18 protein-coding genes are annotated in these 22,109 nt (G+C 66.1%); 2 read left to right on the top strand and 16 right to left on the bottom strand.

Going from position 1 to position 22,109, the window contains the following annotated elements:
* Positions 1-39: 39 nt before the first annotated feature.
* Both R9J51_RS04500 and R9J51_RS04495 read right to left on the bottom strand, forming a co-directional pair.
* Positions 40-963 carry a hypothetical protein gene (locus R9J51_RS04500; RefSeq protein ID WP_179505971.1) on the bottom strand — a complete coding sequence of 308 codons (924 nt, stop codon included), beginning with the start codon at positions 961-963 and terminating at the stop codon, positions 40-42.
* Positions 960-1,742, bottom strand: a complete 783-nt coding sequence (locus R9J51_RS04495; protein WP_168555895.1) for an RNA polymerase sigma factor — start codon at positions 1,740-1,742, stop codon at positions 960-962. The genes R9J51_RS04500 and R9J51_RS04495 overlap by 4 nt, the downstream gene beginning before the upstream one ends.
* A gap of 252 nt (positions 1,743-1,994) precedes the next feature.
* Here R9J51_RS04495 and R9J51_RS04490 point away from each other — a divergent pair, with 252 nt between their 5' ends.
* The gene (locus R9J51_RS04490; RefSeq protein ID WP_179505970.1) at positions 1,995-5,135 is read left to right on the top strand and encodes an autotransporter domain-containing protein; all 3,141 of its coding nucleotides are present in this window, start codon (positions 1,995-1,997) and stop codon (positions 5,133-5,135) included.
* A 259-nt stretch (positions 5,136-5,394) separates the two neighbouring features.
* Entirely contained in the window at positions 5,395-5,571 is a 177-nt protein-coding gene (locus tag R9J51_RS04485) for a hypothetical protein (protein WP_168555893.1), read from the top strand.
* A 21-nt stretch (positions 5,572-5,592) separates the two neighbouring features.
* Here R9J51_RS04485 and R9J51_RS04480 read toward each other — a convergent pair whose 3' ends face one another.
* The 14 genes from R9J51_RS04480 to R9J51_RS04415 all read right to left on the bottom strand — a co-directional run bounded on the left by R9J51_RS04480 (position 5,593) and on the right by R9J51_RS04415 (position 21,912).
* Positions 5,593-6,519 (bottom strand): prephenate/arogenate dehydrogenase family protein, encoded by a 927-nt coding sequence (locus tag R9J51_RS04480; RefSeq protein ID WP_179505969.1) that lies wholly within the window; start codon positions 6,517-6,519, stop codon positions 5,593-5,595.
* Positions 6,516-7,652: a histidinol-phosphate transaminase gene (gene hisC, locus R9J51_RS04475; protein WP_246866069.1), complete on the bottom strand. Its 1,137-nt coding sequence runs from the start codon at positions 7,650-7,652 to the stop codon at positions 6,516-6,518. The genes R9J51_RS04480 and hisC overlap by 4 nt, the downstream gene beginning before the upstream one ends.
* 133 nt (positions 7,653-7,785) lie before the next feature.
* The gene (locus tag R9J51_RS04470; protein WP_179505968.1) at positions 7,786-10,017 is read right to left on the bottom strand and encodes an EAL domain-containing protein; all 2,232 of its coding nucleotides are present in this window, start codon (positions 10,015-10,017) and stop codon (positions 7,786-7,788) included.
* A 283-nt stretch (positions 10,018-10,300) separates the two neighbouring features.
* Positions 10,301-11,713: an ammonium transporter gene (locus tag R9J51_RS04465; protein ID WP_179505967.1), complete on the bottom strand. Its 1,413-nt coding sequence runs from the start codon at positions 11,711-11,713 to the stop codon at positions 10,301-10,303.
* 23 nt (positions 11,714-11,736) lie between these two features.
* Positions 11,737-12,075, bottom strand: coding sequence for a P-II family nitrogen regulator (locus tag R9J51_RS04460; RefSeq protein WP_168555889.1), 339 nt, complete (start codon positions 12,073-12,075; stop codon positions 11,737-11,739).
* Positions 12,076-12,249: 174 nt separating this feature from the next.
* Entirely contained in the window at positions 12,250-13,005 is a 756-nt protein-coding gene (locus R9J51_RS04455; RefSeq protein WP_168555888.1) for an endonuclease/exonuclease/phosphatase family protein, read from the bottom strand.
* A 17-nt stretch (positions 13,006-13,022) separates the two neighbouring features.
* On the bottom strand, positions 13,023-13,892 hold the full coding sequence (locus R9J51_RS04450) for an alpha/beta fold hydrolase (protein WP_168555887.1): 870 nt from the start codon (positions 13,890-13,892) through the stop codon (positions 13,023-13,025).
* A 71-nt stretch (positions 13,893-13,963) separates the two neighbouring features.
* A complete protein-coding gene (locus R9J51_RS04445) occupies positions 13,964-15,487 on the bottom strand; it encodes a peptide chain release factor 3 (protein ID WP_168555886.1) in 1,524 nt (507 codons plus the stop codon).
* 13 nt (positions 15,488-15,500) lie between these two features.
* Positions 15,501-16,394: an aldose 1-epimerase family protein gene (locus R9J51_RS04440; protein ID WP_179505966.1), complete on the bottom strand. Its 894-nt coding sequence runs from the start codon at positions 16,392-16,394 to the stop codon at positions 15,501-15,503.
* A gap of 124 nt (positions 16,395-16,518) precedes the next feature.
* Complete coding sequence (gene pheT, locus R9J51_RS04435) at positions 16,519-18,909, bottom strand: phenylalanine--tRNA ligase subunit beta (RefSeq protein WP_179505965.1); 2,391 nt, start codon at positions 18,907-18,909, stop codon at positions 16,519-16,521.
* The gene (gene pheS, locus R9J51_RS04430) at positions 18,906-20,006 is read right to left on the bottom strand and encodes a phenylalanine--tRNA ligase subunit alpha (RefSeq protein WP_179505964.1); all 1,101 of its coding nucleotides are present in this window, start codon (positions 20,004-20,006) and stop codon (positions 18,906-18,908) included. The genes pheT and pheS overlap by 4 nt, the downstream gene beginning before the upstream one ends.
* A 242-nt stretch (positions 20,007-20,248) precedes the next feature.
* Positions 20,249-20,611 (bottom strand): 50S ribosomal protein L20, encoded by a 363-nt coding sequence (gene rplT, locus R9J51_RS04425; protein WP_022676504.1) that lies wholly within the window; start codon positions 20,609-20,611, stop codon positions 20,249-20,251.
* Positions 20,612-20,623: 12 nt separating this feature from the next.
* Positions 20,624-20,827, bottom strand: coding sequence for a 50S ribosomal protein L35 (rpmI, locus tag R9J51_RS04420; RefSeq protein WP_022676503.1), 204 nt, complete (start codon positions 20,825-20,827; stop codon positions 20,624-20,626).
* A 179-nt stretch (positions 20,828-21,006) separates the two neighbouring features.
* Positions 21,007-21,912 (bottom strand): hypothetical protein, encoded by a 906-nt coding sequence (locus R9J51_RS04415; RefSeq protein WP_179505963.1) that lies wholly within the window; start codon positions 21,910-21,912, stop codon positions 21,007-21,009.
* Between the last annotated feature and the right edge of the window lie 197 nt (positions 21,913-22,109).

Here is a 22,109-nt window from a genome sequence, read left to right as displayed (position 1 = left end):
GAAGTCAGAGGAACGATTTCAAGCGCGGGGCCGCGCTTGTCAGGGCAACGAGGGGCCAGCCGGCATGTGTCCGGGCATGGACTGCATCGTGCCGGGAATGGCGCTGCCTGGCCCCATACCGCCCGGAACCCCGCCGATGCCGCCGCTATAGCCATAGCCCTGCGGCAGGAACGGCCCCATCGCGCCGCGCGTGGGGCCCAGCGTCGGGCCCATCTGGCCGGGCTGGTCCGGCCCCGGATCGGGCGATTGCGCGGCCAGCTTGGTTCGATCGGGCGCAGCCGGGGGCAGCACCGGATCGGGATCGCTGGTGTCGGCCGGGGGCGAGGCGAGTGGCGCAGGCAGGGCCGGGGCCGCGTTGGCCGCCAACGCGGCAGGCTGGGCGCGGCCACCCGGTGCGGCGGCGGGTGCCGCAGCCGTGGCGGAAGCCTGGGCACGGGCTGGTGCGGTTGGCGCCGCGCTGGCCACCAGGGCGGGCGCCGCCGCGCCGGCATCGGCCGGTGCGCCTTGCGGCGCGCTTTGGAAAGGAGAGCCGAACAGGGCCACCGCAGCGATGCTGGCCGCCAAGGCGCCGATACCGGTGCCGCCCAGCATCAGCAGCGCGCCGCGCCAAGCCGAAAGCCGCGTTGCCATGGGGCGCCGGCCGCCATGGTCGGTGCCGCCGACCACGCGCAGCGGCACGACCTGTCCACGCGCGCGCGCCACGCCGGGCATGGTGCCGGGCACGGTCGCATGAAGCGCCATATCGCCAAGTTCGTGGCCTGCGCCGGCAAGCTGCGGGCGCAACGGCACCTCGCGCAGGATTCGCGCGGCAAGGCCGGCCGGCAGGGCCGGCGCCTCGTGAAGGGAAAGAAGCTGGTCGAGCGCGGCGTCAGACATGCGATCGGACGCACGAACGGGAGCCGCATCGCGCCCGGTCGCAAGATCCTGGCCGGGATCGGCCACGCAGGGAAGCTTGCCGGTCACGCGTGCGCGCCGGCGCCCGGATTGGCCGAGGCATCGGCCACGGCGGCCGCACCCACAAAAGCCACGTCACGGCATGTGACGTCGCGCGCCTCTAGCAGTTCCCGCATCTGCCGCCTCGCCCTGAACAACAGCGACTCCATCGCCTTGATATTAAGATCAAGCACTTGGGCCGCAAGTGCATTGGAGAAGTTCTCGTAATAGCACAAGACCAGCGCGGCGCGATAGCGTTCCGGCAGATCCGCGAGGGCAGCTGCCACTTGCGCGCAGGCCTGGCGCTGCTCGATCATGCGATCGGCCAACGGGGCCTGGTCGGCGCAGTCGGGCAGGTCGTCGGTCACCACCACGCGGAAGCGCCGCTTGCGATCGAAACACAGGTTCATCGCCACGCGGTGCAGCCAGCCGATCAGGCCCGCGCCGGTGGGATACCAGCGCGGCGCGTTCTGCCACATGCGGGCAAAACAGTCCTGCACCACGTCCTCGGCCTCGTGCCCGTCGCCCAGCATGCGCGCGGCAACGCGATAGAGCGCCGCGGCATGGCGTTCCACCAGCACGGCAAACGAGGCCTGGCAGCCTTGGCCCACGCGCGCCATCAGCGCCACGTCGTCCACCCGTGCCAGATCGAGGCCGGCCACGCCGATGGCGCTGCCGTCCAGCACATAGGCGGCTGACGCGGCCCTGCCGGCGTGTTGATGATCGGTGACTGGCCCTGTCGAAAGAGGACCAGGGGCGTCGTCGCCCAAGGCAAGGGCATCGCCCTGCACGTCACCGCAAAAGGTCATGCGGTCCACCCGTCGCGCACGATGGTTGCTCCGTCCATTCCCTTGTCCCGATGCCCTGCTGCATCGTACCATCTGAACGCCATATTTACGATCACCAAAATTCTCTGAACATTTCTTCATCTTCGCTTGCGACGGATAGTGGTTTCGGCGCATTTCAGGCACTGGTAAAGCCGGCCGGCCCCGGATATGAAGCCCCCAATGATGCCACCGGCCTGCCCCTGCTGGCCCTTTTGCCCAACGAGACGAGAGCCCATGCAGCGCCTCCCCAAGATTCGTTTTCTTTCCTCCGCCGCCCCGCTGGCGATTCCCGTCGCCCTGCTGGCGGGCACCCCCGCGCTTGCCGATACCACGGTCAGCACCAGCACGCTGACCCCGCTCACCACGTCCTCGGCCGGCAACGTCACCGTTGCCAGCGGCGGCGCGATCAAGCTGGCCAGTGGCAGCGCCACGGCCGTGACGGTCGATTCCTCCAAGACGGTCAACGTCAACTCGGGCGGGTCGCTCACGCTCAGCGGCTACAGCAACAGCGCGGGCATCGCCGTCAGCTCGGGCGTGACCACCACGATCACCAATGCCGGCACGATCTCCCTCACCGAAGACTACACGCCCGACGTGCTGGGCAACAGCTCGGTCGTCGATGGCTCGGTCTCGCAGCTCACCGGCCGCTATGGCATCCACATCCTGTCGGGCAGCGCCACCACGGCGACGATTTCCAACAGCGGCACGATCTCGGTCGAAGGCAACAATTCCGGCGGCATCGTCGTCGATTCGGACCTGACCGGCTCGATCACCAACACCGGCACGATCAGCGTCAAGGGTGACAGCTCGGTGGGCATCGAGACCGGCAACGTGACCGGCAACCTCAACATCGGCGGAACCGTCTCGGTGATCGGCCAGGGCGCGCAAGCCGTGGTCGTGAACGGCAACGTGACCGGCACGGTGAAGATCGACGGCGCGATGAGCCAGGCGGTCAGCTACACCGCCGACGATTCCACCACGCAGTACCTCTCGCCCTCCGCGCTCAGCAGCGGCAAGGCTGCGGTACAGGTTTCGGGCAATGTTACCGGCGGCGTGATCGTCACCGTGGCATCGAGCAGCGGCAGCACCACCGAAACCACCGGCTCGATCCAGTCCTATGGCACCAGCCCGGCGCTGCTGATCGGCGGCACCAGCAACACCACGATCGGCTCGGTCACGGCCACCACCGGCACTTATTCGGTGGCGATCGACGGCAGCGTCGGCGCTTCCGCCTATTACAGCGGGCTCAGCTCCTATGGCGTGGTGCTGGGCGGCCAGGGCGGCACCGTCACCCTGTCGAACGGTATCGGCGTCTATGGCACGGTTTCGGCCACCACGGTCAACAGCGATGCCACCGCGATCCTGATCAATTCGGGCGTCACGGCCACTTCGCTGTATAACGAAGGCACGATCAAGGCGACGGCGAGCGAGGTTTCCACCGGCAACCTCTATGGCATCCGCGATCTCTCGGGCACGCTGACCACGGTCAACAACACCGGCTTCATCACCGTGAGCGGCGCCACCACCGGCAAGAACGCGGCGATCGACCTTTCGGCCAACACCAGCGGCGTGACGATCACGCAGTACCTCAACAGCACCGACGCGGCGAGCCAGAAGACCGACAAGGCCGCCTCGGGCTATGACGTGGACACCGCCACCGTCTACACCGCGATCACCGGCGACATCTATACCGGCAGCGGCAACGACACGGTGGACATCGAATCCGGCAAGGTGACCGGCGACGCCTACCTGGGCGCGGGCAACGACACCGTGAAGCTGGCCGACGACGCCAAGTGGATCGGCGATATCGATTTCGGCACCGGCACGGCCACCATGTCGATGGCCGGCAATTCGCGCTTCACCGGCGAACTGATCCTCAATGACCAGGTCGGCACGCTGACCCTGGCCGATTCGGCGATCTGGAAGGGCACGATCAGCGGCGGTTCGCAGCTGGGCGTGACGGTCAACGGCGGCTCGTTCGGCGCCAACAGCACCGACACCACCACGATCAACAGCCTCACGGTCAATTCCGGCGGCACGCTGGGCGTCTATGTCGATGGCACCACCGGCACCGCGTCGAAGCTGGTGGCCAACACGGTGACCTTCAACAGCGGCTCCAAGATCGGCGTGACGATCTCCTCGTTCGCCAACGCGGCCGGGACTTATGACATCGTGTCGGCCGGCACGCTGACCGGCGGCAGCAATGTCACCACCAGCTCGCTTTCGCTGCCGATCCTGTTCAAGGGTTCGATCACCCAGTCGGGCAACGACCTGGAACTGACCCTGGCGCGCAAGACCGCCACCGAGCTGGGCCTCACGTCGCCCCAGGCCGCTGCCTATGACGCGATCATCGGCAATGCGGCCAGCTACAGCACGCTGGAATCCAGCCTGCTGCAGATGACCACGACCAGCGCGATGCAGAGCCAGTTCAACGAACTGCTGCCCGACTATGCCGGCGGCGCGTTCGATTTCGTCACCCGCGGTTCGCGCCAGGCGGCGCTGCACGTGGCCGACGATTCGTCGCTGTTCACCATCAGCAACACCGGCATGTGGCTTGAGCCGCTCTACTTCCGTGCCAGCAAGCACGACGGGGATTCGATCGGCTACAGCCTGAGCGGCGGTGGTGTCTCGCTCGGCCTCGAACGCGCCACGTCGCTGGGCAACATCGGCGCCTACTTCGATTGGACCAGCGGCACGGTGAACAACCACAACCAGCAGTCGCTGGGCGTGAACAACATCGAAATCAACGCCTTCTGGCGCAAGGCGTTCGGCAAGCTCTACACCTTCGCTCGCGTCGGCTATGGCCGCTCGTCCTACAAGCTTGACCGCACCTTCACCGGCACGGTCGATTCTTCGGACATCACCTACACCGCGCACGGCGGCTGGAAGGGCCACTCGATCTCGGCCACCGGCGGCTTCACCTACGACTTCAATCTGAGCGACACGTTCAAGATCAAGCCCAAGGCGAGCATCGAGTACTTCCGCCTCAAGGAAAACGGCTACCAGGAAACCGGTACCGACGCGATCATCCTGCTGGTGCGCGGCCGCACCAGCACCGCCGTCAACGCCACCACCACCCTGGGCTTTGCCTGGAGCCGTGGCCCCAGCAGCTACGAAGGGCGCCCCTTCACCGTGGAAGCCGACTTCGGCCGCCGCAGCCACCTTTCGGGCGACCTGGGCCAGACCACGGCGATCTTCGGCTCGGGCCAGTCCTTCACGCTCACCCCGGAAAACCAGAGCTCGGCCTGGATCGGCTCGGTCGGCATTCTCCAGGGCGGCCTGGACTACACCTGGAAGATCTCGGCCGGGGCGGAAAAGCCGACCAACGGCGGCATTGCTCCCAACGTGCGCGCTTCGCTCAGCATCGCGCTCTAAAGCGCGATGACAAAAAGTGGGCACCGGTTTTTGTCAAAAAATCGCGCGACAACAAATATCTAGAGTGTGAAGGCGTTTCAACGAAACGTCATCACACTCTGAGCCCAGACGCCAAAACAGAAAAAGGGGCGGCAACCACGCGGTTGCCGCCCCTTTTTGCTGGGCCTGCCGATTTGGCGGGCAGGGCGCGGGGCCGGGACGCGGAGCGAAAGCGGCGCTGCCGCGTTGCAGAACAAACAGATCTGCAACAGGAGCCTAGATGGAAGATCCCCGCAACTTGCCGCCCGAACGCCGCTCCCGCCGCTTTGCCCGCGCCGGCCTGGTGGTTGCCATCATCGTGGTCCTGACGATCGTGGGCGTGTTCGTGGGGCGCAACATCTGGCACGCCCGCGTGATGGATCAGGAACAGCACACCGGCGTTGCCAACGACGCATAAGGGCAAGCCAGGCCGCCGCCCTCAAGGCTGGCCGGCAACGCCATGGTCACGGCCAAAGTCTGGCCGGGCGTCATCCTGGCCCATCGCAATGATCGAGCGGCGAATGGCGCGGGTGCGGGTGAAATGGTCGAACAGCGCCGCGCCATCGCCCTTGCGGATGGCTTTTTGCAGTTCGGTAAGGTCTTCGCTGAAGACTTGCAGCATCGTGAGCACCGCATCGCGATTGTGCAGGAACACGTCGCGCCACATCGTCGGGTCGGACGCGGCAATGCGGGTGAAATCGCGAAACCCGCCGGCCGAGTATTTGATGACCTCGCTCTGCGTGACTTCTTCCAGATCAGACGCGGTGCCCACGATCGTATAGGCAATGAGGTGCGGCAGGTGGCTGGTGACGGCCAGCACCAGATCGTGGTGCGCGGCGTCCATCATTTCCACTTTGGCGCCGAGCGCCTCCCAGAAGGCGGAAACGGCGGTGACGGCAGCGGGATCGGCGTCGTCGGGCGGTGTCAGGATACACCAGCGCCCCACGAACAGCGTGGCAAAGCCGGCGTCCGGGCCGCTCTGTTCGGTCCCGGCCACGGGGTGCGCCGGCACGATCGTGGCGCCAGGCAGCGCCTCGCCCAACGCCTTGAGCACGCTGGCCTTGCTCGATCCCACATCGCTGACCACGCATGCCGCGGGCAGATAGGGTGCAATGGCGGCCGCCGCCGCTGCCATCGCGCCCACCGGCACGCAGAACACCACCAGGTCGGCATCGGCCACGGCCTCGGCCGGGCTTTGCGCAATGGTCGTGGCGAGGCCGATCTGCGCCGCGCGGGCACGCACTGCCGGATCGGCATCATAGCCGGTGACCACCACGCCCGGCACGCGCGCGCGCGCCGCCAGGGCAACCGATCCGCCCAGCAGCCCCAGGCCGATCACCGCGATGCGCGCGAACGGCTGGCTCATTGCCCGGCGCGTTCGGGCTGGGCCTGGACCATCGCGCGCAGCGCACCAGCGATTGCGTCCATCTGCTCGGGCGTGCCGATGGTGATGCGCAGGCACTGCGGCAAGCCCTGGCCGGGCAGCCAGCGGGTGATATAGCCCGCGTCCATCAGCCCGAGATAGGCGGCCTCTGCGGTGAGCGCGCCGGAAAACTCGATCAGCACGAAATTGGCCTGGCTCGGCAAGGGGCGCAGGCCGTGGTTGCCCAGCGCTTCGAGCGCGGCGACAAAGCGCGCCCGCTCGCCCCGGTTATGCGCGGCAGAGGCCTGGACGAAAGCCTGGTCCGCCACGGCCGCCAGCCCCATCGCCTGGCCGGTGAGCGAGACATTGAACGGCCCGCGAATGCGGTTGAGCATGTCGACCACGTCCGCCGGGCCGGTGGCCCAGCCGATGCGTTCACCCGCCAAGCCATAGATCTTGGAAAAGGTGCGCGTGACCAGCACGTTGGGCGCGCTGCGCGCCAGATCGAGCGCCCCGTCGTCATCCTCTGCCGCAACATATTCGGCATAGGCCTGGTCCACCACCAGCAAGACATCGCCCGGAAGCCCGGCATGGAGCCGCGCCAGCTCGTCCCGCCCGATATAGCTGCCCGTAGGATTGTTGGGATTGGCCAGGAACACCACGCGCGTGCGCGGGGTTACCGCGGCCAGCAATGCGTCGACATCGGTGCCGTAATCCACGTCCGCCGCTTCCACCGGCGTGGCGCCGCATCGCCGCGCGGCAATGGGATAGACCGAAAAGCCATAGCGCACGAACAGCACTTCATCGCCCACCCCGGCATAGGCCTGGGCGGCGATGTGCAGCAGTTCGTCAGAGCCTGTGCCCATGACCACGCGCGCCGGATCGAGCCCGTGCAGCGCGGCCAACGCGGCGCGCAGGTCCTTGCTGTCGGGATCGGGATAGAGCGCGGCATTGGCCACCGCGCCGCGCGCCGCCACCGCCGCCGCGCTGGTGCCCAGCGGATTCTCGTTGGCCGACAGCTTGATCAGCGGCTGGCCATCCGCACCCGTCGATTTGCCCGGCACATAGGCATGGATCGCCTTGATCCAGTCCTTGGGCTGCGGGCGGGCGATCGGGGGCATGGTCTGGTCGGTCATGATGACGCGGCTTTACGCCAAGCCCCGCGCAATTCAAGCCGCGGAGCGTTTCTGGCCGAAACTTGCGTTTCGGCGTTGGGGGAGCGGGCCGGTGCCGCAACCCTGGATTTCGGCATGCCGAAATCCAGGCAAACTAAGCAGCTTCGTTCCACGCCAGCCCGGCGCCGTTCCAGTCGGTCGCCATGGCAAAGGCCGGCATCGTCACTTTGGCGTTGGGGCCACGGTTGATCTGCATCGGCCCGCCCGGCCCGGCGCCCAGCGTCAGGCCGGCGGCCGAAAGCTGATAGGGCGAGACGCGATAGCGCGTGCACAGGCCGCCATTACCGTCGCTCACCAGTTCCTGCTCGAATTCCAGGCCCTGCTGGTGGCCCTGGCTACGCCGTACCTTGGCCACCACCAGTTGCCCGTCGCCCAGGTCGAGCACGAACGGCGTTTCCAGCGGCACTTCGAGCAGCCCCTCGATCAGCGCGCCCGACATCGAGAGGTTGCGCAGCACCACGGGATAATAGTGATCCTCGTGCACCACGCCCACGCGGCGGAACATCGCCTGGCGCTGGTGGCGCTGGCGCGCCGGACCCGAGGGCTCGATGATCCAGTCACCCCCGCCCAGCGCCTGGGTGAACGCGGCGTTGGCGAGCGGGTGGCTGTAGATGAAGCCCTGGACGTGGCCAACGCTCAAGGCTTTCATCAGGTCGAACTGGTCGAAGCTTTCCACCCCTTCGGCGGTGGTTTCCATGTCCAGCGCCTGGGCCAGGGCGACGATCGCGGTGATGATCGCGCGGTTGCGGCTGCCCGGTTGGGTGGCCCCGCGCACGAACGACTGGTCGATCTTGATCTTGTCGAACGGCGCGCTTTTCAAATAGCCGAGCGAGGAATAGCCGGTGCCGAAATCATCGAGCGCCAGGCGCACGCCCAGGCCTTTCAAGGCCTTGAACCGCGCGTCGGTAAGGCCGCCTTCCTCCAGGAACACGCCTTCGGTGATTTCCAGCTCCAGCCGCTGGGGATCGAGCCCCGATTGGGCCAGGGCCGAAGCGACAATCATCGGGAAATTCTCGTCGGCAAACTGAACCGGCGAGACATTGACCGCCACGCGCAACGGGGCACCCCAAGTGGCCGCATCGGCGCAGGCCGTGCGCAGCACCCATTCGCCCAGCGCACGGATCAGGTTGCATTCCTCGGCAATGGGAATGAACCGCGACGGGGAAATCTGCCCGTGTTCGGGATGGTTCCAGCGCAGCAGCGCTTCCACCCCGATCACCTGGTTGGTCTGCGCCTTGACGATGGGCTGATAGTGCAGGTCAAACTGGCCTTGCGCCAGGGCATCGTGAAGGTCTTCCTCCAACGCCTTGCGGTCCTCGGCCGCCTTGAGCAGGTCGCTGGAAAAGAACCGGAAGCGCCCGCGCCCGCTGCCCTTGGCGGCATAGAGCGCCAGATCGGCGCTGCGCACCAGTTCGTCGGCGGCGGCCCCGTCGAACGGCGCGATCGCCACCCCGATCGAGGCCCCGATCAGGCAGCGGCTGCCTTCGATGAGATAGGGTTGCGACAAGTCCTCGATCAGCGCTTCGGCCAATTCGCCCAGGCGGCCGCGATCTTCGACATCGGGCAGGATGATCTGGAATTCGTCGCCGCCCAGGCGGCAGACCCGGCTGGCATCGCCCACCAGCCGCACCAGCCGATCGGCCACCTGCTTGAGCAGCGCATCACCGGCGGCATGGCCCAGCGTGTCGTTGACCTGCTTGAAGCGGTCGAGGTCGATCAGCATCGTGGCACAGGGACGCTTGGCCGCCGCCAGCGCGGCAATCTTGCGCGCCAGCATCAGGTTCATGTGGCGCCGGTTGGCAAGGCCGGTCAGCGAATCGTGAAGCGCCAGGTGGCTGCTTTCCTCGGCATGGCGGCGCTGGTCGCTGATATCGGCGCAATGGCCATGGAAGCCGGCGAACACGCCCTTGCGATGGATCGCCTCTCCCGAAAGCGACCACCAGCGCGGTTGCGCGGTATCGCCGCTGCGCACGGTCAGCCGCTCGAACCGGGTGCGGCGCGCCAGCACGAAGCGCAAGGATCGCTCGGTGCCCCCCGCGTTGGTCCCGCCTTCACCGGTCCCCTCTTCATGCTGGAACAAGTCGAGCAGGGTGCGGCCCAGCGGATCGCCATCGGTGCCCAGCACGGCGCGTGCGGCGGGAGAGAGATAGGTCAGCCGGCCATCGGCATCGCACGACCAGAACGCGCCCAGCCCCAGCGATTCATAAGCCTGGCACAAGGCGGCGGCCTGTTCGGGCAACAGGCCCGCTGCAGCGCCATCGGCATTGCGTGCCAGCCCATCGCCTGTGTTGCCAGGCCTGCCCCAGGCCATGCGCCGGATCACCATTCGAATCTCCGCCCGAGACACGTTCTCGCTACGGTGTTCTACGATGGGACAATTTCGCGAACGTTAACTTTGCAAAGTGCCAGCGGGCGTCCGTCAAACTTCCATAACAATCGGCCGGAAAACAAAAAAGAAGCCCGGAAGCTTGCGCTTCCGGATGCGGGTAAAAAGAAGCCCGGAAGCTTGCGCTTCCGGGCCAGGTCGTTCGCAGGAGGAACATGGTTTGGCGGAGGAGGGGGAGAGAGGGAGAGGATCAGGCCCCCCACCCCGCCAAGCTGGTGAAAACTTAGCCGTTGTAGGCGCGTTCGCCGTGTTCGGAGATGTCGAGGCCTTCGCGCTCGGCTTCTTCGGTCGGACGCAGGCCGATGGTCTTGTCCAGAGCGATGAACAGGATCGCCGAGACACCGCCCGAGAGCACCAGGGTGAGGACCACGGCCTTCACCTGGGTGATGATCTGGCCGACCAGGTCATAGGTGCCGGCCTTGGCGGGGAACACGGTGTAGTCGATCCAGCCCTGGCCACCCAGGCGGGGGTCGGCGACGATGGCGGTGCCGATGGCGCCGACGATCCCGCCGATGCAGTGCACGCCGAACACGTCGAGCGTGTCGTCATACTTGAGGGCGTTCTTCACGGTGGTGACGAAGAAGAAGCAGATCGGCGAGACGACGAGGCCGAGGACAATGGCGCCCATCGGGGCGGCATAGCCGGCAGCCGGGGTGATGGCGACGAGGCCGGCGACGGCACCCGAGGCAGCACCCAGCATCGAGGGCTTGCCGTGCTTGATCTGCTCGACGATCGACCAGGAGACGGCGGCAGCGGCCGTGGCGACGAACGTGTTGATGAAAGCGAGCGCGGTGGCAGCATTGGATTCAAGGCCCGAACCGGCGTTGAAACCGAACCAGCCCACCCACAGCAGCGAGGCGCCGATCATGGTCATGGTCAGCGAGTGCGGCGGGGTGGCTTCCTTGCCAAAGCCCAGGCGCTTGCCGATCACGAGGCAGCCGACGAGGCCAGCGATACCCGCGTTGATGTGCACCACGGTGCCGCCGGCAAAGTCCAGGCCGCCCCAGCCATAGATCAGGCCGGCGTCAGACGTGTTGTCCGACAGGAAGTCGGGACCGGCGAAGTACCACACCATGTGGGCCATCGGGAAATAGACGAGCGTGAGCCACAGGACCGTGAAGATCATCAGCGGCGTGAACTTCACGCGCTCGGCAAAGGCGCCCACGATCAGCGCCGGCGTGATGCAGGCGAAGGTCATCTGGAAGATGACGTAGACATATTCGGGCAGGTAGACGTTGTTGGAGAACGTCGCTGCGTAAGTCGAGGTGGAAACACCCGCAAGGAACATCTTCGAAAAGCCGCCGACATAGGGCGAGCCGCCGGTGAAGGCCATCGAGTAGCCCCAGCAGACCCAGCACAGCGCCGCGACCGAAACGATCATCAGCACCTGCATCAGCACCGAAAGCATGTTCTTGGTGCGCACCAGGCCGCCGTAGAACAGCGCCAGGGCGGGAATGCTCATCATCAGCACCAGAGCGGCCGAGACCAGCATCCAGGCGACGTCACCCTTGTTGACCATGGTGGCCATCTGTTCGGCCGTGGGGGCCTTGATCGGCCCGGCTTGCGCAAAGGCGGCAGAGGCCATGCCGAGGCTGAGCCCGGCTGCCGTCATGCCACTGATCATCTTGCGGATCATATGGTTTCCCCTCTTCTCGGAAGTCACAGCGCCGGCTCGCCGCTTTCACCGGTGCGAATGCGCACCGCCGAAGCGAGATCGAGCACGAAAATCTTGCCGTCGCCGATGGCCTCGGTGCTGGCAGTTTGCTGGATGGTCTCGACGATCTGCGCTGCCATGTCATCGCTGGCAGCGATTTCGAGCTTCACCTTGGGCAGCATGTTCGTGGAGTATTCGGCGCCGCGGTAGATCTCGGTCTGGCCTTTCTGACGGCCAAAACCCTTCACTTCCGACACCGTCATCCCAGCAACGCCCAGGCCTGACAGCGCTTCACGCACTTCGTCGAGCTTGAACGGCTTGATGATGGCGATGATGAATTTCATTCATGCCCCCTTTCACGGCCTCAACCATCCGGTTCGGAACCGGCATGAATGTTAAAGCAAGGGGCGTGCCAAATCAGTTTCCTTACGGAATCAGCGATTCACGGAAACCATATCCATTGTCGAGCGTTTGCCGTGCGCTCGATTCTTGTGCAGCGCAAAGAATCTGCCCAATTTTTAGGCAGGGTTTAGACGCAGCCGCGCCCAGACGGGTAGATGATCCGATGCCTGCTGCGCCAAGGCGCTGTGATGCACGCCGGTGGCTTCCACCACCCAGTCGTGGCTCACCACGATGCGATCGAGCTGGCCCAGCGGGCGCCGCGCGGGAAAGCTGCGCCCGGGCGTGAGCACATCGAGATCGGTGGAAAACGCCTGGAGCGCCCCGCCGCGCGGCGCCCATTCGTTGAAATCGCCCATCAGCACGCGCGGACCCTGCCCGGCGGCGGCGCAGGCCACGCGCACCTGCTGGCGCCGGCGCAGACCGGAAAGATCAAGGTGCATGCCGATTACCCGCACGCCCTGCCCACCCCAATCGAGATCCACCGCCACGGCGCCGCGCGGTTCCAGCGTGGGCAGGGGCACGGGCTGGCACGCGGTCACCACCAGATCGCGCCGCACCAGGATGACATTGCCGTGCCAGCCCAGGCTTCCGGCACGGCGCGCACGATCGATCACGCCGGGGGCCACTGCGCGCCATGGGCTGCCGTGGGCCAGCAGCGCCGGCGGGATCACCCCTTCGCGCGTGCCGAACCGGCGGTCTGCCTCTTGCAGGGCAATCACGTCGGCGCCCAACTCGTGCAGCACCATGAGAATGCGCTCGGGATCGCAGCGGCGATCCGCGCCCACGCCCTTGTGGATATTGTAGCTGGCAAAGACCAGCGACCGCCCGGCTTGCGATGCAGCGCCCGCCTGCGATCCAGCGCCCGACGACATCGGTGTGTCCCGCGCGGTCAGAGAAAGTCCCGCAGCGTGGCGACGAAGCGATCGAACTGGTCGTGGTGCAGCCAGTGCCCGGCGTTGGCGAATTCCACCGCCTCGGCATTGCGGAAATGCGCGATGCGCCCGTCGCGCACCGGGTTGCCGGCCCAGGAATCCGCGCCGTTGAGCAGCAAGGTGGGGCTGGTAATCGCTTCCCACAGCTCGTGCTTGCGATCCTGCGAGATATCATAGGGGTGTTCGATGTGGACGTAGGGATCGAACTTCCAGGTGAAGGTGCCATCCTCGTTGCGGTTGATGCCGTGGATGGTGAGGTGCCGGGCCTGGGCATCGTTGATATAGGGGTTCTGCGCCTTCATACGCGCGATCGCCGCCTCGATAGTGGGATAGCGGCGCGGCAGGCGGCCGGCGGCCTTGCGCTTTTCGGCAATATAGTCGCGGATGCGGCGGGCGAAGGGCACGCCGCGCATGCGCGCTTCCCAATCGGGGGTGGGGAAGATGCCCTCGATCGCTACCAGCTTGCGCACGTCTTCGGGAAACAGCCCGGCATAACGCAGCGCCACGGCCGCCCCCATCGAATGGGCCACGATGGTCACCGGCGCCAGGCCCAGCTGGTGGATCAGTTGCGCCACGTCATAGACCATGTCCATGATGCGATAGTTGCCGTCCGATGCCCATTCGCTGTCGCCATGGCCACGATGATCGAGCGCGATCACGTGCCAGTCCTCGCGCAGGGCCTCCGCCGTCCAGTCCCAGCTGCGGCAATGGTCGCGCCCGCCGTGAATCAGCAGCAGCGGCGGCTTTTCCGCATTGCCCCAGTCCACATAGTGGAGCCGCAGGCGCTGCGAGATGAAGGTGTTCGAGGTCGGTCCGAGCAGATTCATGATTTCCACCCTGCCCATGCTGCACTGCGCTGGCAAGAGCGTGGCGCCCCATGTCATGGGGTAGCCCGAAATTACCTTTCCTTGGTGGCGCTGAACGTCAGATCCGGGTTGCGTTCCTGCTGATAGCTCACGTCCCAGGCGGAGCGGGCCATGAACACCGGATCGCCGTCGCGGTCCTTGGCCAGGTTCGACAGGTTGAAATCGGCAAAGCCGCGCAAGGCTTCGGGCGTGCCTTTCAGCCAGCGCGCCGTGTCGAAGGGCGAAGGCTCCAGCACCGCTTCCACCTTGTATTCCGCTTCCAGCCGGCTGATCAGCACGTCAAGCTGCAGCTGGCCGACCACGCCCACGATCCATTGCGAGCCGATTTCCGGGTAGAACACCTGGATCACGCCCTCTTCCGACAGATCGTCGAGCGCCTTGCGCAACTGCTTGGTCTTGGTGGGATCCTTCAGCACCACGCGGCGCAGGATTTCAGGCGCGAAGTTGGGCAGCCCGGTAAAGCGCACGTCGTTGCGTTCGGAAAGGGTGTCGCCCACCCGCAAGGTGCCGTGGTTGGGAATGCCGATGATGTCGCCCGCTTCGGCGCTGTCGGCAATCTCGCGGTCCTGGGCAAAGAACAGGATCGGCGAATGCACCGCGATCGGCTTGCCCAGGCCCGAGGGCACCAGCTTCATGCCGCGCTTGAACGTGCCCGAAACCATGCGCATGAACGCGATGCGGTCGCGGTGCTGCGGGTCCATGTTGGCCTGCACCTTGAACACGAAGCCGGTCACGTCGGCGCGGCTCGGCTCGATCGTGCCCTGGTCGCTGGCCTGGGGGCGCGGCGGCGGGGCATAGCGATCGATCGCCGCGATCAGTTCGGCAACGCCAAAGTTCTTGAGCGCCGATCCGAAATAGACCGGGGTCAGGTCGCCATGGCGATAGGCTTCCAGGTCGAACTGGGGATAGCCTTCGCGGCCCAGTTCGATCTCTTCGGCAAATTCATCGGGAATGGCGCCGGCGGCGGGATCGCGCCGGCCCAGGAATTCGCGGCTGTCGCCTTCGGGGCGGGCAATGGTTTCGCTGGCAAAGTCATAGACGCCTTCGAACACGCCGCCCATGCCCACCGGCCAGCTCATCGGCGCGACATCGAGCGCCAGGGCATCGGCCACTTCATCGAGCGTTTCGAACACCGGGCGGCCTTCGCGGTCCACCTTGTTGACGAAAGTGATGATCGGCACCGAGCGCATGCGGCACACTTCGAACAGCTTGCGCGTCTGCGGCTCGATGCCCTTGGCCGCGTCGATCACCATGATGGCCGAATCGACGGCCGTCAGCGTGCGATAGGTGTCTTCGGAAAAGTCTTCGTGGCCCGGCGTATCGAGCAGGTTGAAGACGGTGCCGTCCTTCTGGAACGTCATGACCGAGGACGTGACCGAGATCCCGCGCTGCTGCTCGATCTTCATCCAGTCAGACCGCGCGCGCCGCGCCTGCCCACGGGCCTTGACCTCACCGGCCAGGTGGATGGCCCCGCCTTGCAGCAGGAGCTTTTCGGTCAGCGTGGTCTTGCCCGCGTCGGGGTGGGAAATGATGGCGAAGGTGCGGCGATTGGACATAACGTCCCCGCCCCTAGCCGCCGCGAACGGTCACGTCCATGCGGAAGCTGCGGCTCTCGCCCGGCGCGAGCAGGACGATGCCGGGCTTGTCGGCAATGTCGCCGGCAAAGCCTTCCGGATCGGCATGGCCGGCCCAGGGCTCGATGCAGATGTAGTTGGCGCCCGGCACCTGCCACAGGCCCAGCATCGTGGTATCGGGAAACGCCACGTCGAGCGCCGGACCGCCTTCCACGCCATAGGTCAGCGCGCGGCTGGCCAGGTCGGTCCACACCACCGCGTCGGCCACGAACAGCCCCTCGCGCAGCGGCAGGATGCGGCCGCGCACCGGGCTGGCAAAGCCCTTGTCGAGCATCAGCCCGCTGTCCTTGCGCACGCGGCGGATCGGCGCCGGTTCGTCCTTGGTGAAGACCAGGCGGTGCGCATGCTTGTCGGTGCTGCCCGGCAGCGGCCAGGCGAAGGCAGGGTGATAGCCGAAACTGAACGGCAGCGTTTCATTCCCCGGATTGCCGACCGTGACCGTCATCGCCAGCGTCGCGCCTTCCACGGCAAAGGCCATTTCCAGCACGAAGGCAAAGGGATAGACTTCACGCGTGGCGTCGCTGTCCTGCAGCCGGAAATGCGCGGTGGCGCCATCGTGGGCCACCAGTTCGAAAGTGGAGCGCCGGGCAAAGCCATGGCGCGGCAGGGCATAGGCCTGGCCATCGTGGCGCAGGGTGTCATCTGCCAGCGAGCCGACCACCGGAAACAGCAGCGGGGCATGGCCGCTCCAGAACGCGGGATCGGCGTCGGTCATCCATTGCGCCCCGGCCCGATCGGTGAGCGACCACAGCTCTGCACCGAGCGGGTTGATCGCGGCGGTCAGCGTGTCGGACGCAATCGTGACGAGTTCGGGCTGGGTTTCGCTCATGGCCGCACGGTATGGCCAGAGCGCGCGCTCTTCGCAAGTGCGGTATGGGGTGCGGGGGTGGGATGAAGAATTCCCACGCCCCACCCGCCGTTCGGGCTGAGCTTGTCGAAGCCCCAAGCCCGGCCTAGCCGCGCAGGGTGGCGCCCTGCTTGGCCGCAGCGGCGACGATCTTGTCGGAAATCGCCTTGAGGGCGGCTTCGTCGAAGCTCTTGTCGCCGGGCTGGAGCGTCACCTCGATGGCGAGGCTCTTTTGCCCTTCCGGCACGCCAGCCCCCCGGAAATCGTCGAACACGCGGGCCGCCACGATGCTGGCCTTGTCCGCGCCCTTGACGCTGCGCAGCAGATCGCCGGCGGGCACCTTGGCATCGACCAGGAAGGCAAAATCGCGGGTCACGGCCTGGAGCGCGGGCGGGGCAAAGTGCGGGCGGGCAAAACCGCTGGCGGCCTTCTTGGCCGGCACGCGATCAAGGAACAGTTCGACCATGACCAAGGGCACGTCGAGGCCGAAGGCCTTGGCCGTGGCGGGGTGAAGCACCCCGAAGCGCGCGAGGACCTGCTTGGGACCAAGGCGCAGCGTGGCCGATTGGCCGGGGTGGAACTGCGGCCCCGCCTCGCCCATCACTTGCAGGTTTTCCACCGGCGCGCCGGCCTGGGCCAGCAGCGCGAGCGCCTCGGCCTTGGCATCGAACGCATCGAAGGCCTGCGCCTTGCCCGTGGCCCAGCCGCGCGGGGTGCGTTCGCCGGCCAGCACGACAGCCAGGCTCAGCCGCTCGTCGCTGCTGCCATCGTCGGCGCGCAGATAGCGGCGGCCGATTTCGAACAGGCGCACGCTGGCCGCACCACGATCGAGATTGCGGCGCGCCGCCGCCAGCAGGCCGGGCAGCAGCGAGGGCCGCATGGCCTTGAGGTCTTCCGAAATCGGATTGGCCAGCGTCCACACGAATTGCCCATCGGCAAAGTGTTCGGCCTGGGCCTGGGGCAGGAACGACCAGGTCACCGCCTCGTGAGCCCCTCGCGCCGCAGCCGCGCGGCGCAGGCGACGTTCGAGCAGTTGCACCGGCGTGGCCGTGGGCCGCGCCACGCCATCGGCGCGGGGCAGCGGGGTGGACGGCACGGCATCGAGGCCGTGGACGCGGATCACTTCCTCGACCAGATCGGCCGGGCCGGCAATGTCCGGGCGCCAGCTGGGCACGGTGACGGTCCAGTCTTCATCCACGGCAAAGCCGAGCGCGGTGAGGATGCGCTTCTGCTCGCTCTGCGCCACGGCAATGCCGCCGAGCTGGCCGGCCAGCGCCGGATCATAGGCCAGGGTGCGCGGCGCCAACGGCGGCGTGCCCACGCGCGAGACTTCGCTGGCCGTGCCGCCGCAGATTTCGAGAATCAGCTGCGTCAGCAGGTCCATGCCGGTGTCGAGGAACGCAGGATCGACTCCGCGCTCGAACCGGCCGCGCGCGTCGCTGGCCAGCGCCAGGGCCTGGCCGGTGCGGGCGATATGTGCCGGATCGAAATAGGCGACTTCGAGCAGCACGTCGGTGGTCGTGTCGGCACAGCCCGAATGCTCACCCCCCATGATGCCGCCAATGTCGTGCACGCCGGCATCGTCGGCAATCACGGTCATGAACGGCTGGAGCGCGTATTCCTTGCCGTTGAGCGCCAGCACGGTTTCGCCTTCACGCGCCTTTCGCGCGGTGACGGCGCCGGTCAGCTTGGCGAGGTCATAGGCATGGGCCGGGCGGCCATAGCCAAGCATCACGTAGTTCGTGATGTCCACCAGCGCCGAGATCGGCCGCTGGCCGGCGGCCTTGAGCCGGTCTTGCAGCCATTGCGGCGAAGGGCCGTTCTGCACGCCCTTGATCACGCGACCGTAAAACGCCGGGCAACCTTGCGCATCCTCGATGCGGATTTCGACAGGGCACGCACCTTCACCGGCCACAGGCGCCACATCGATGGCACGCAAAGTGCCGATGCCGGCCGCCGCCAGATCGCGGGCTATGCCATAAACGCCCATGCAATCGGGACGGTTGGGCGTGATTGCCACGTCGAACACCGGATCGGAGCCGATGTAGTCGGCAAACGACTGGCCCAGCGCGGTATCGGCGGGCAGTTCGATGATGCCGTCGTGTTCCTCGCCCAAGCCCAGTTCGCGGGTGGAGCACATCATGCCGTTGGATTCGACGCCGCGGATCGCGCTTTTGCGCAGTTCCATGCCATTGGCGGGCACCACCGCGCCGGGCAGGCCGAGCACGCCGACGAGGCCGGCGCGCGCATTGGGCGCGCCGCAGACCACCTGGAGCGGCTGGCCATCACCCAGATCGACGCTGAGCACCTGGAGCTTGTCGGCCTGCGGGTGCTTTTCGGCCGTCAGCACGCGGGCGACGCGAAAGCTGCTGAGCGCGGCCGAGGCATCGGTCACGCTTTCGATTTCCAGGCCGAGGCTGGTGAGCTTTTCGGCAATCTCGGTGGCGCTTGCTTGCGTATCGAGCAGGGCCTTGAGCCACGACAGGGAAAACTTCACGGCTTCACTCCAACACCGCCCGAAAGGGTGGGCACATCGAGCGCCCCGAATCCATAGTGGCCCAGCCAGCGGGCATCGCCATCGAAGAACGCGCGCAAGTCATCCAGGCCATACTTGAGCATGGCCAGGCGATCGACGCCGGTGCCAAAGGCAAAGCCCTGCCATTCATCGGGGTCCAGCCCGCCGAATTCGATGACCTTGCGGTTGACCATGCCGGAGCCCAGGACTTCCATCCAGCCGCCGCCCGGCGCATCGCCGCTGCCGCCGACCACGCGCTTGCCGTTCACCAGGGTATAGCCCACGTCCACTTCCACCGACGGTTCGGTGAACGGGAAATAGCTGGGGCGCAGGCGCAGGACGATATCGTCGCGCTCGAAGAAGGCCTTGAGGAAGGTTTCCAGCGTCCACTTGAGGTGCCCCAGGTGAATGCCCTTGTCGATCACCAGGCCTTCGATCTGGTGGAACATCGGGGTGTGCGTGGCATCACTGTCAGACCGATAGACGCGGCCCGGCGCGATGATGCGCAAGGGCGCACCCTGCTTGAGCATGGCACGGATCTGCACCGGCGAGGTGTGCGTGCGCAGCAGCATGTCGCGCCCCTGCGCATCCTTGTCGGGGAAATAGAACGTGTCGTGCATGGCGCGCGCGGGATGCGTTTCGGGCATGTTGAGCGCGGTGAAATTGTGCCAGTCGTCTTCGATTTCCGGGCCGCTGGCCACGGCAAAGCCCATGTCGGCAAAGATTTCGGCCAGCTCGTCCATGACTTGCGAAACCGGGTGGACCGAGCCGCGCGGCGCTTCGGGCGCGGGCAGCGAGAGGTCCACCGCCTCGGCCGCCAGGCGCGCTTCCAGGGCGGCGCTTTCCAGTTCGGCCTTGCGTTCCGCCAGCGCGGTGGTGACCGCCTCGCGCAGGGCGTGGATCTGCGGGCCACGGGCCTGGCGTTCCTCGGGGCTCATCTGGCCCATGGTCTTGAGCAGGGCGGAAACCCAGCCCTGCTTGCCCAGGGCAGCAACACGGATCGCCTCCACGGCGTCGAGCGTGGTGGCCGCCGCGATGGCGCCGAGGGTTTGCGCCTGCTGTTGGTCTAGCTGTTCCATACGCGCCTGCCGCTAGCGCTTTGCGGGGCGGAAGGGAAGATGGGTTGCGTGGGCAAGAGGCCCTGCGCGTAACATGCCCTCCCCCAACCCCTCCCGCAGGCGGGAGGGGAGTTTGGCCGCTCTCCCCCTCCCGCTTGCGGGAGGGGGTCGGGGGGAGGGCATCTTCGCGAAAACCCCAACAGAAAAAGGCGCCCGCCCCGGTGAGGGCGAGCGCCTTTTTGAACTGTATCGCGTTCAGGCGATCAGGCGGCCGGGAGGGCTGCCTTGGCCTGGGCGATGACGGCTGCGAACACGCCGCCTTCGTTCATGGCGAGGTCCGCCATGGCCTTGCGATCGAGTTCGATGCCAGCCAGCTTGGTGCCGTGGATGAACTGCGAATAGGTCAGGCCTTCGGCGCGGACGGCAGCGTTGATGCGCTGGATCCACAGGGCGCGGAAGGTCCGCTTCTTGACCTTGCGGTCGCGGTACGCATACTGGCCAGCCTTTTCAACGGCTTGGCGGGCAACGCGGATCGTATTCTTGCGACGGCCGCGGTAACCCTTGGCCTGGTCGAGAATGCGCTTGTGCTTGGCACGCGTGGTGGTGCCGCGCTTGATACGGGACATGGATCAGCCTCCTCAGTTCAGCCCGTAGGGCGCCCACTTCTTGATCACCTTCGCGTCAGCGTCGGAGATCACGTCGGTGCCGCGGTTCTGGCGGATGTACTTGGCGTTGTGGCTGATCAGGCGGTGACGCTTGCCGGCCACGCCGTGCTTCACCTTGCCCGTAGCGGTAAGCTTGAAGCGCTTCTTCACACCGCTCTTGGTCTTGAGCTTGGGCATTTTCGTCTCCTTGTTCGACGCGGTGTACCTGCCGTGGCAGCCCTATGTGGCCAGGCAGGAACGCAGGTCCGCGTGGATTGAAGGGGCGGCCCTTAACGAGGGAGGGCCGGTTTGGCAACTTGATTCGGGGGCCTTGGTCCTTGCAACGTCGGACTCCCCGCCAATCGGCCCATCGCCGTTCAACCGGTCGAAGGCATCGTGACCGGGCGCGCCTGTGGGCGGAACCATAGAGTGCCACAGGCCGCATCGCGCGCCTGGCGCCGGGTCTTTTCATCGCTGCCCTGGGTGGATGTGAGCAAAGGCAGACCCGAACAGGCATTGTTGGCAATGCGGAAGAGGGCATCGAAAGCGGTGGGATCGACGGCGCCGATCCCCAGTGGCCCCCGATCCGTGCTGTCGAACAGGGATTTGGTATCGATGTCTAGACATTCTGCAGACACGGCCCGTTCCACGGTCATCGGCTTGCTGGCACTATCTTCGCAACCCTTTTGGATGGCCACGGCCTCCAGCCCCGAGCGGAAGCTGCCATTGGCATAGTGGAGGCCGACAGCGAGCGATTTCAATGCCTTCAATGCCTTGAATGCAGCGCCCACGACATCGCCATTGGCTACGGCAGTGAGGAACGCCCGCGCTCGATCGGCCGGCAACGCGGCCACCACCACCTTGATCAGGCTAGCTTCGACCAGCGGCAATTCGCTTTCGAAATTGGTGGCATAGCCTGTGCAGGCCTGCAGATTTGCCACATCGTTGACCACCGCATCGGCGGCCGCCACGCCGCCACCTGCGACCGCTTTGGCTGCCGAGGCTGCCGGTCCCACAACGTGGCAAGGCGTATTGGCCGCTGCGGGCGCCTGATAAAGATTGGCAGCGGCAAAATCGATTTCCCGTGCTGCGCTGGCAAGGTAATTGGCAAAGGCATCGGCATCTTCCACCCGCACGGTGGACTGGCCCATGCGCGCCGCCATGGCCAGCACGATAGCCGCGCGGAGCAGGACGAGCTGCTTGTTATCGCGCGCGCGAAAACTGTGCCGATCAAGCGCCTTGGCCGGATAGCCACCGTTGCCATGGAGATCATCCAACACCATGGAACAGCCAGAAGTGGCAAGAAGACTGCAAGCAGCAACAGCGGAAACAATCCTGCGCATGGCCCCACTCCGTCCAAAAGACAATCGATGCGACCAGCGAGTTTTTGTTCAATTAATACTAAGCCATATAACCGCAGGCATCAAGTGGACGCGGCAAAACAGCCACAATGGCACCTTATACCCTATTTAGATGATCA

The sequence above is a fragment of the Novosphingobium rhizosphaerae genome, from assembly GCF_050920675.1.
GTDB classification, from domain to species: domain Bacteria; phylum Pseudomonadota; class Alphaproteobacteria; order Sphingomonadales; family Sphingomonadaceae; genus Novosphingobium; species Novosphingobium rhizosphaerae.
Note: the sequence above shows the minus strand (reverse complement) of the source record. Positions and strands in the feature narration are given on the sequence as shown.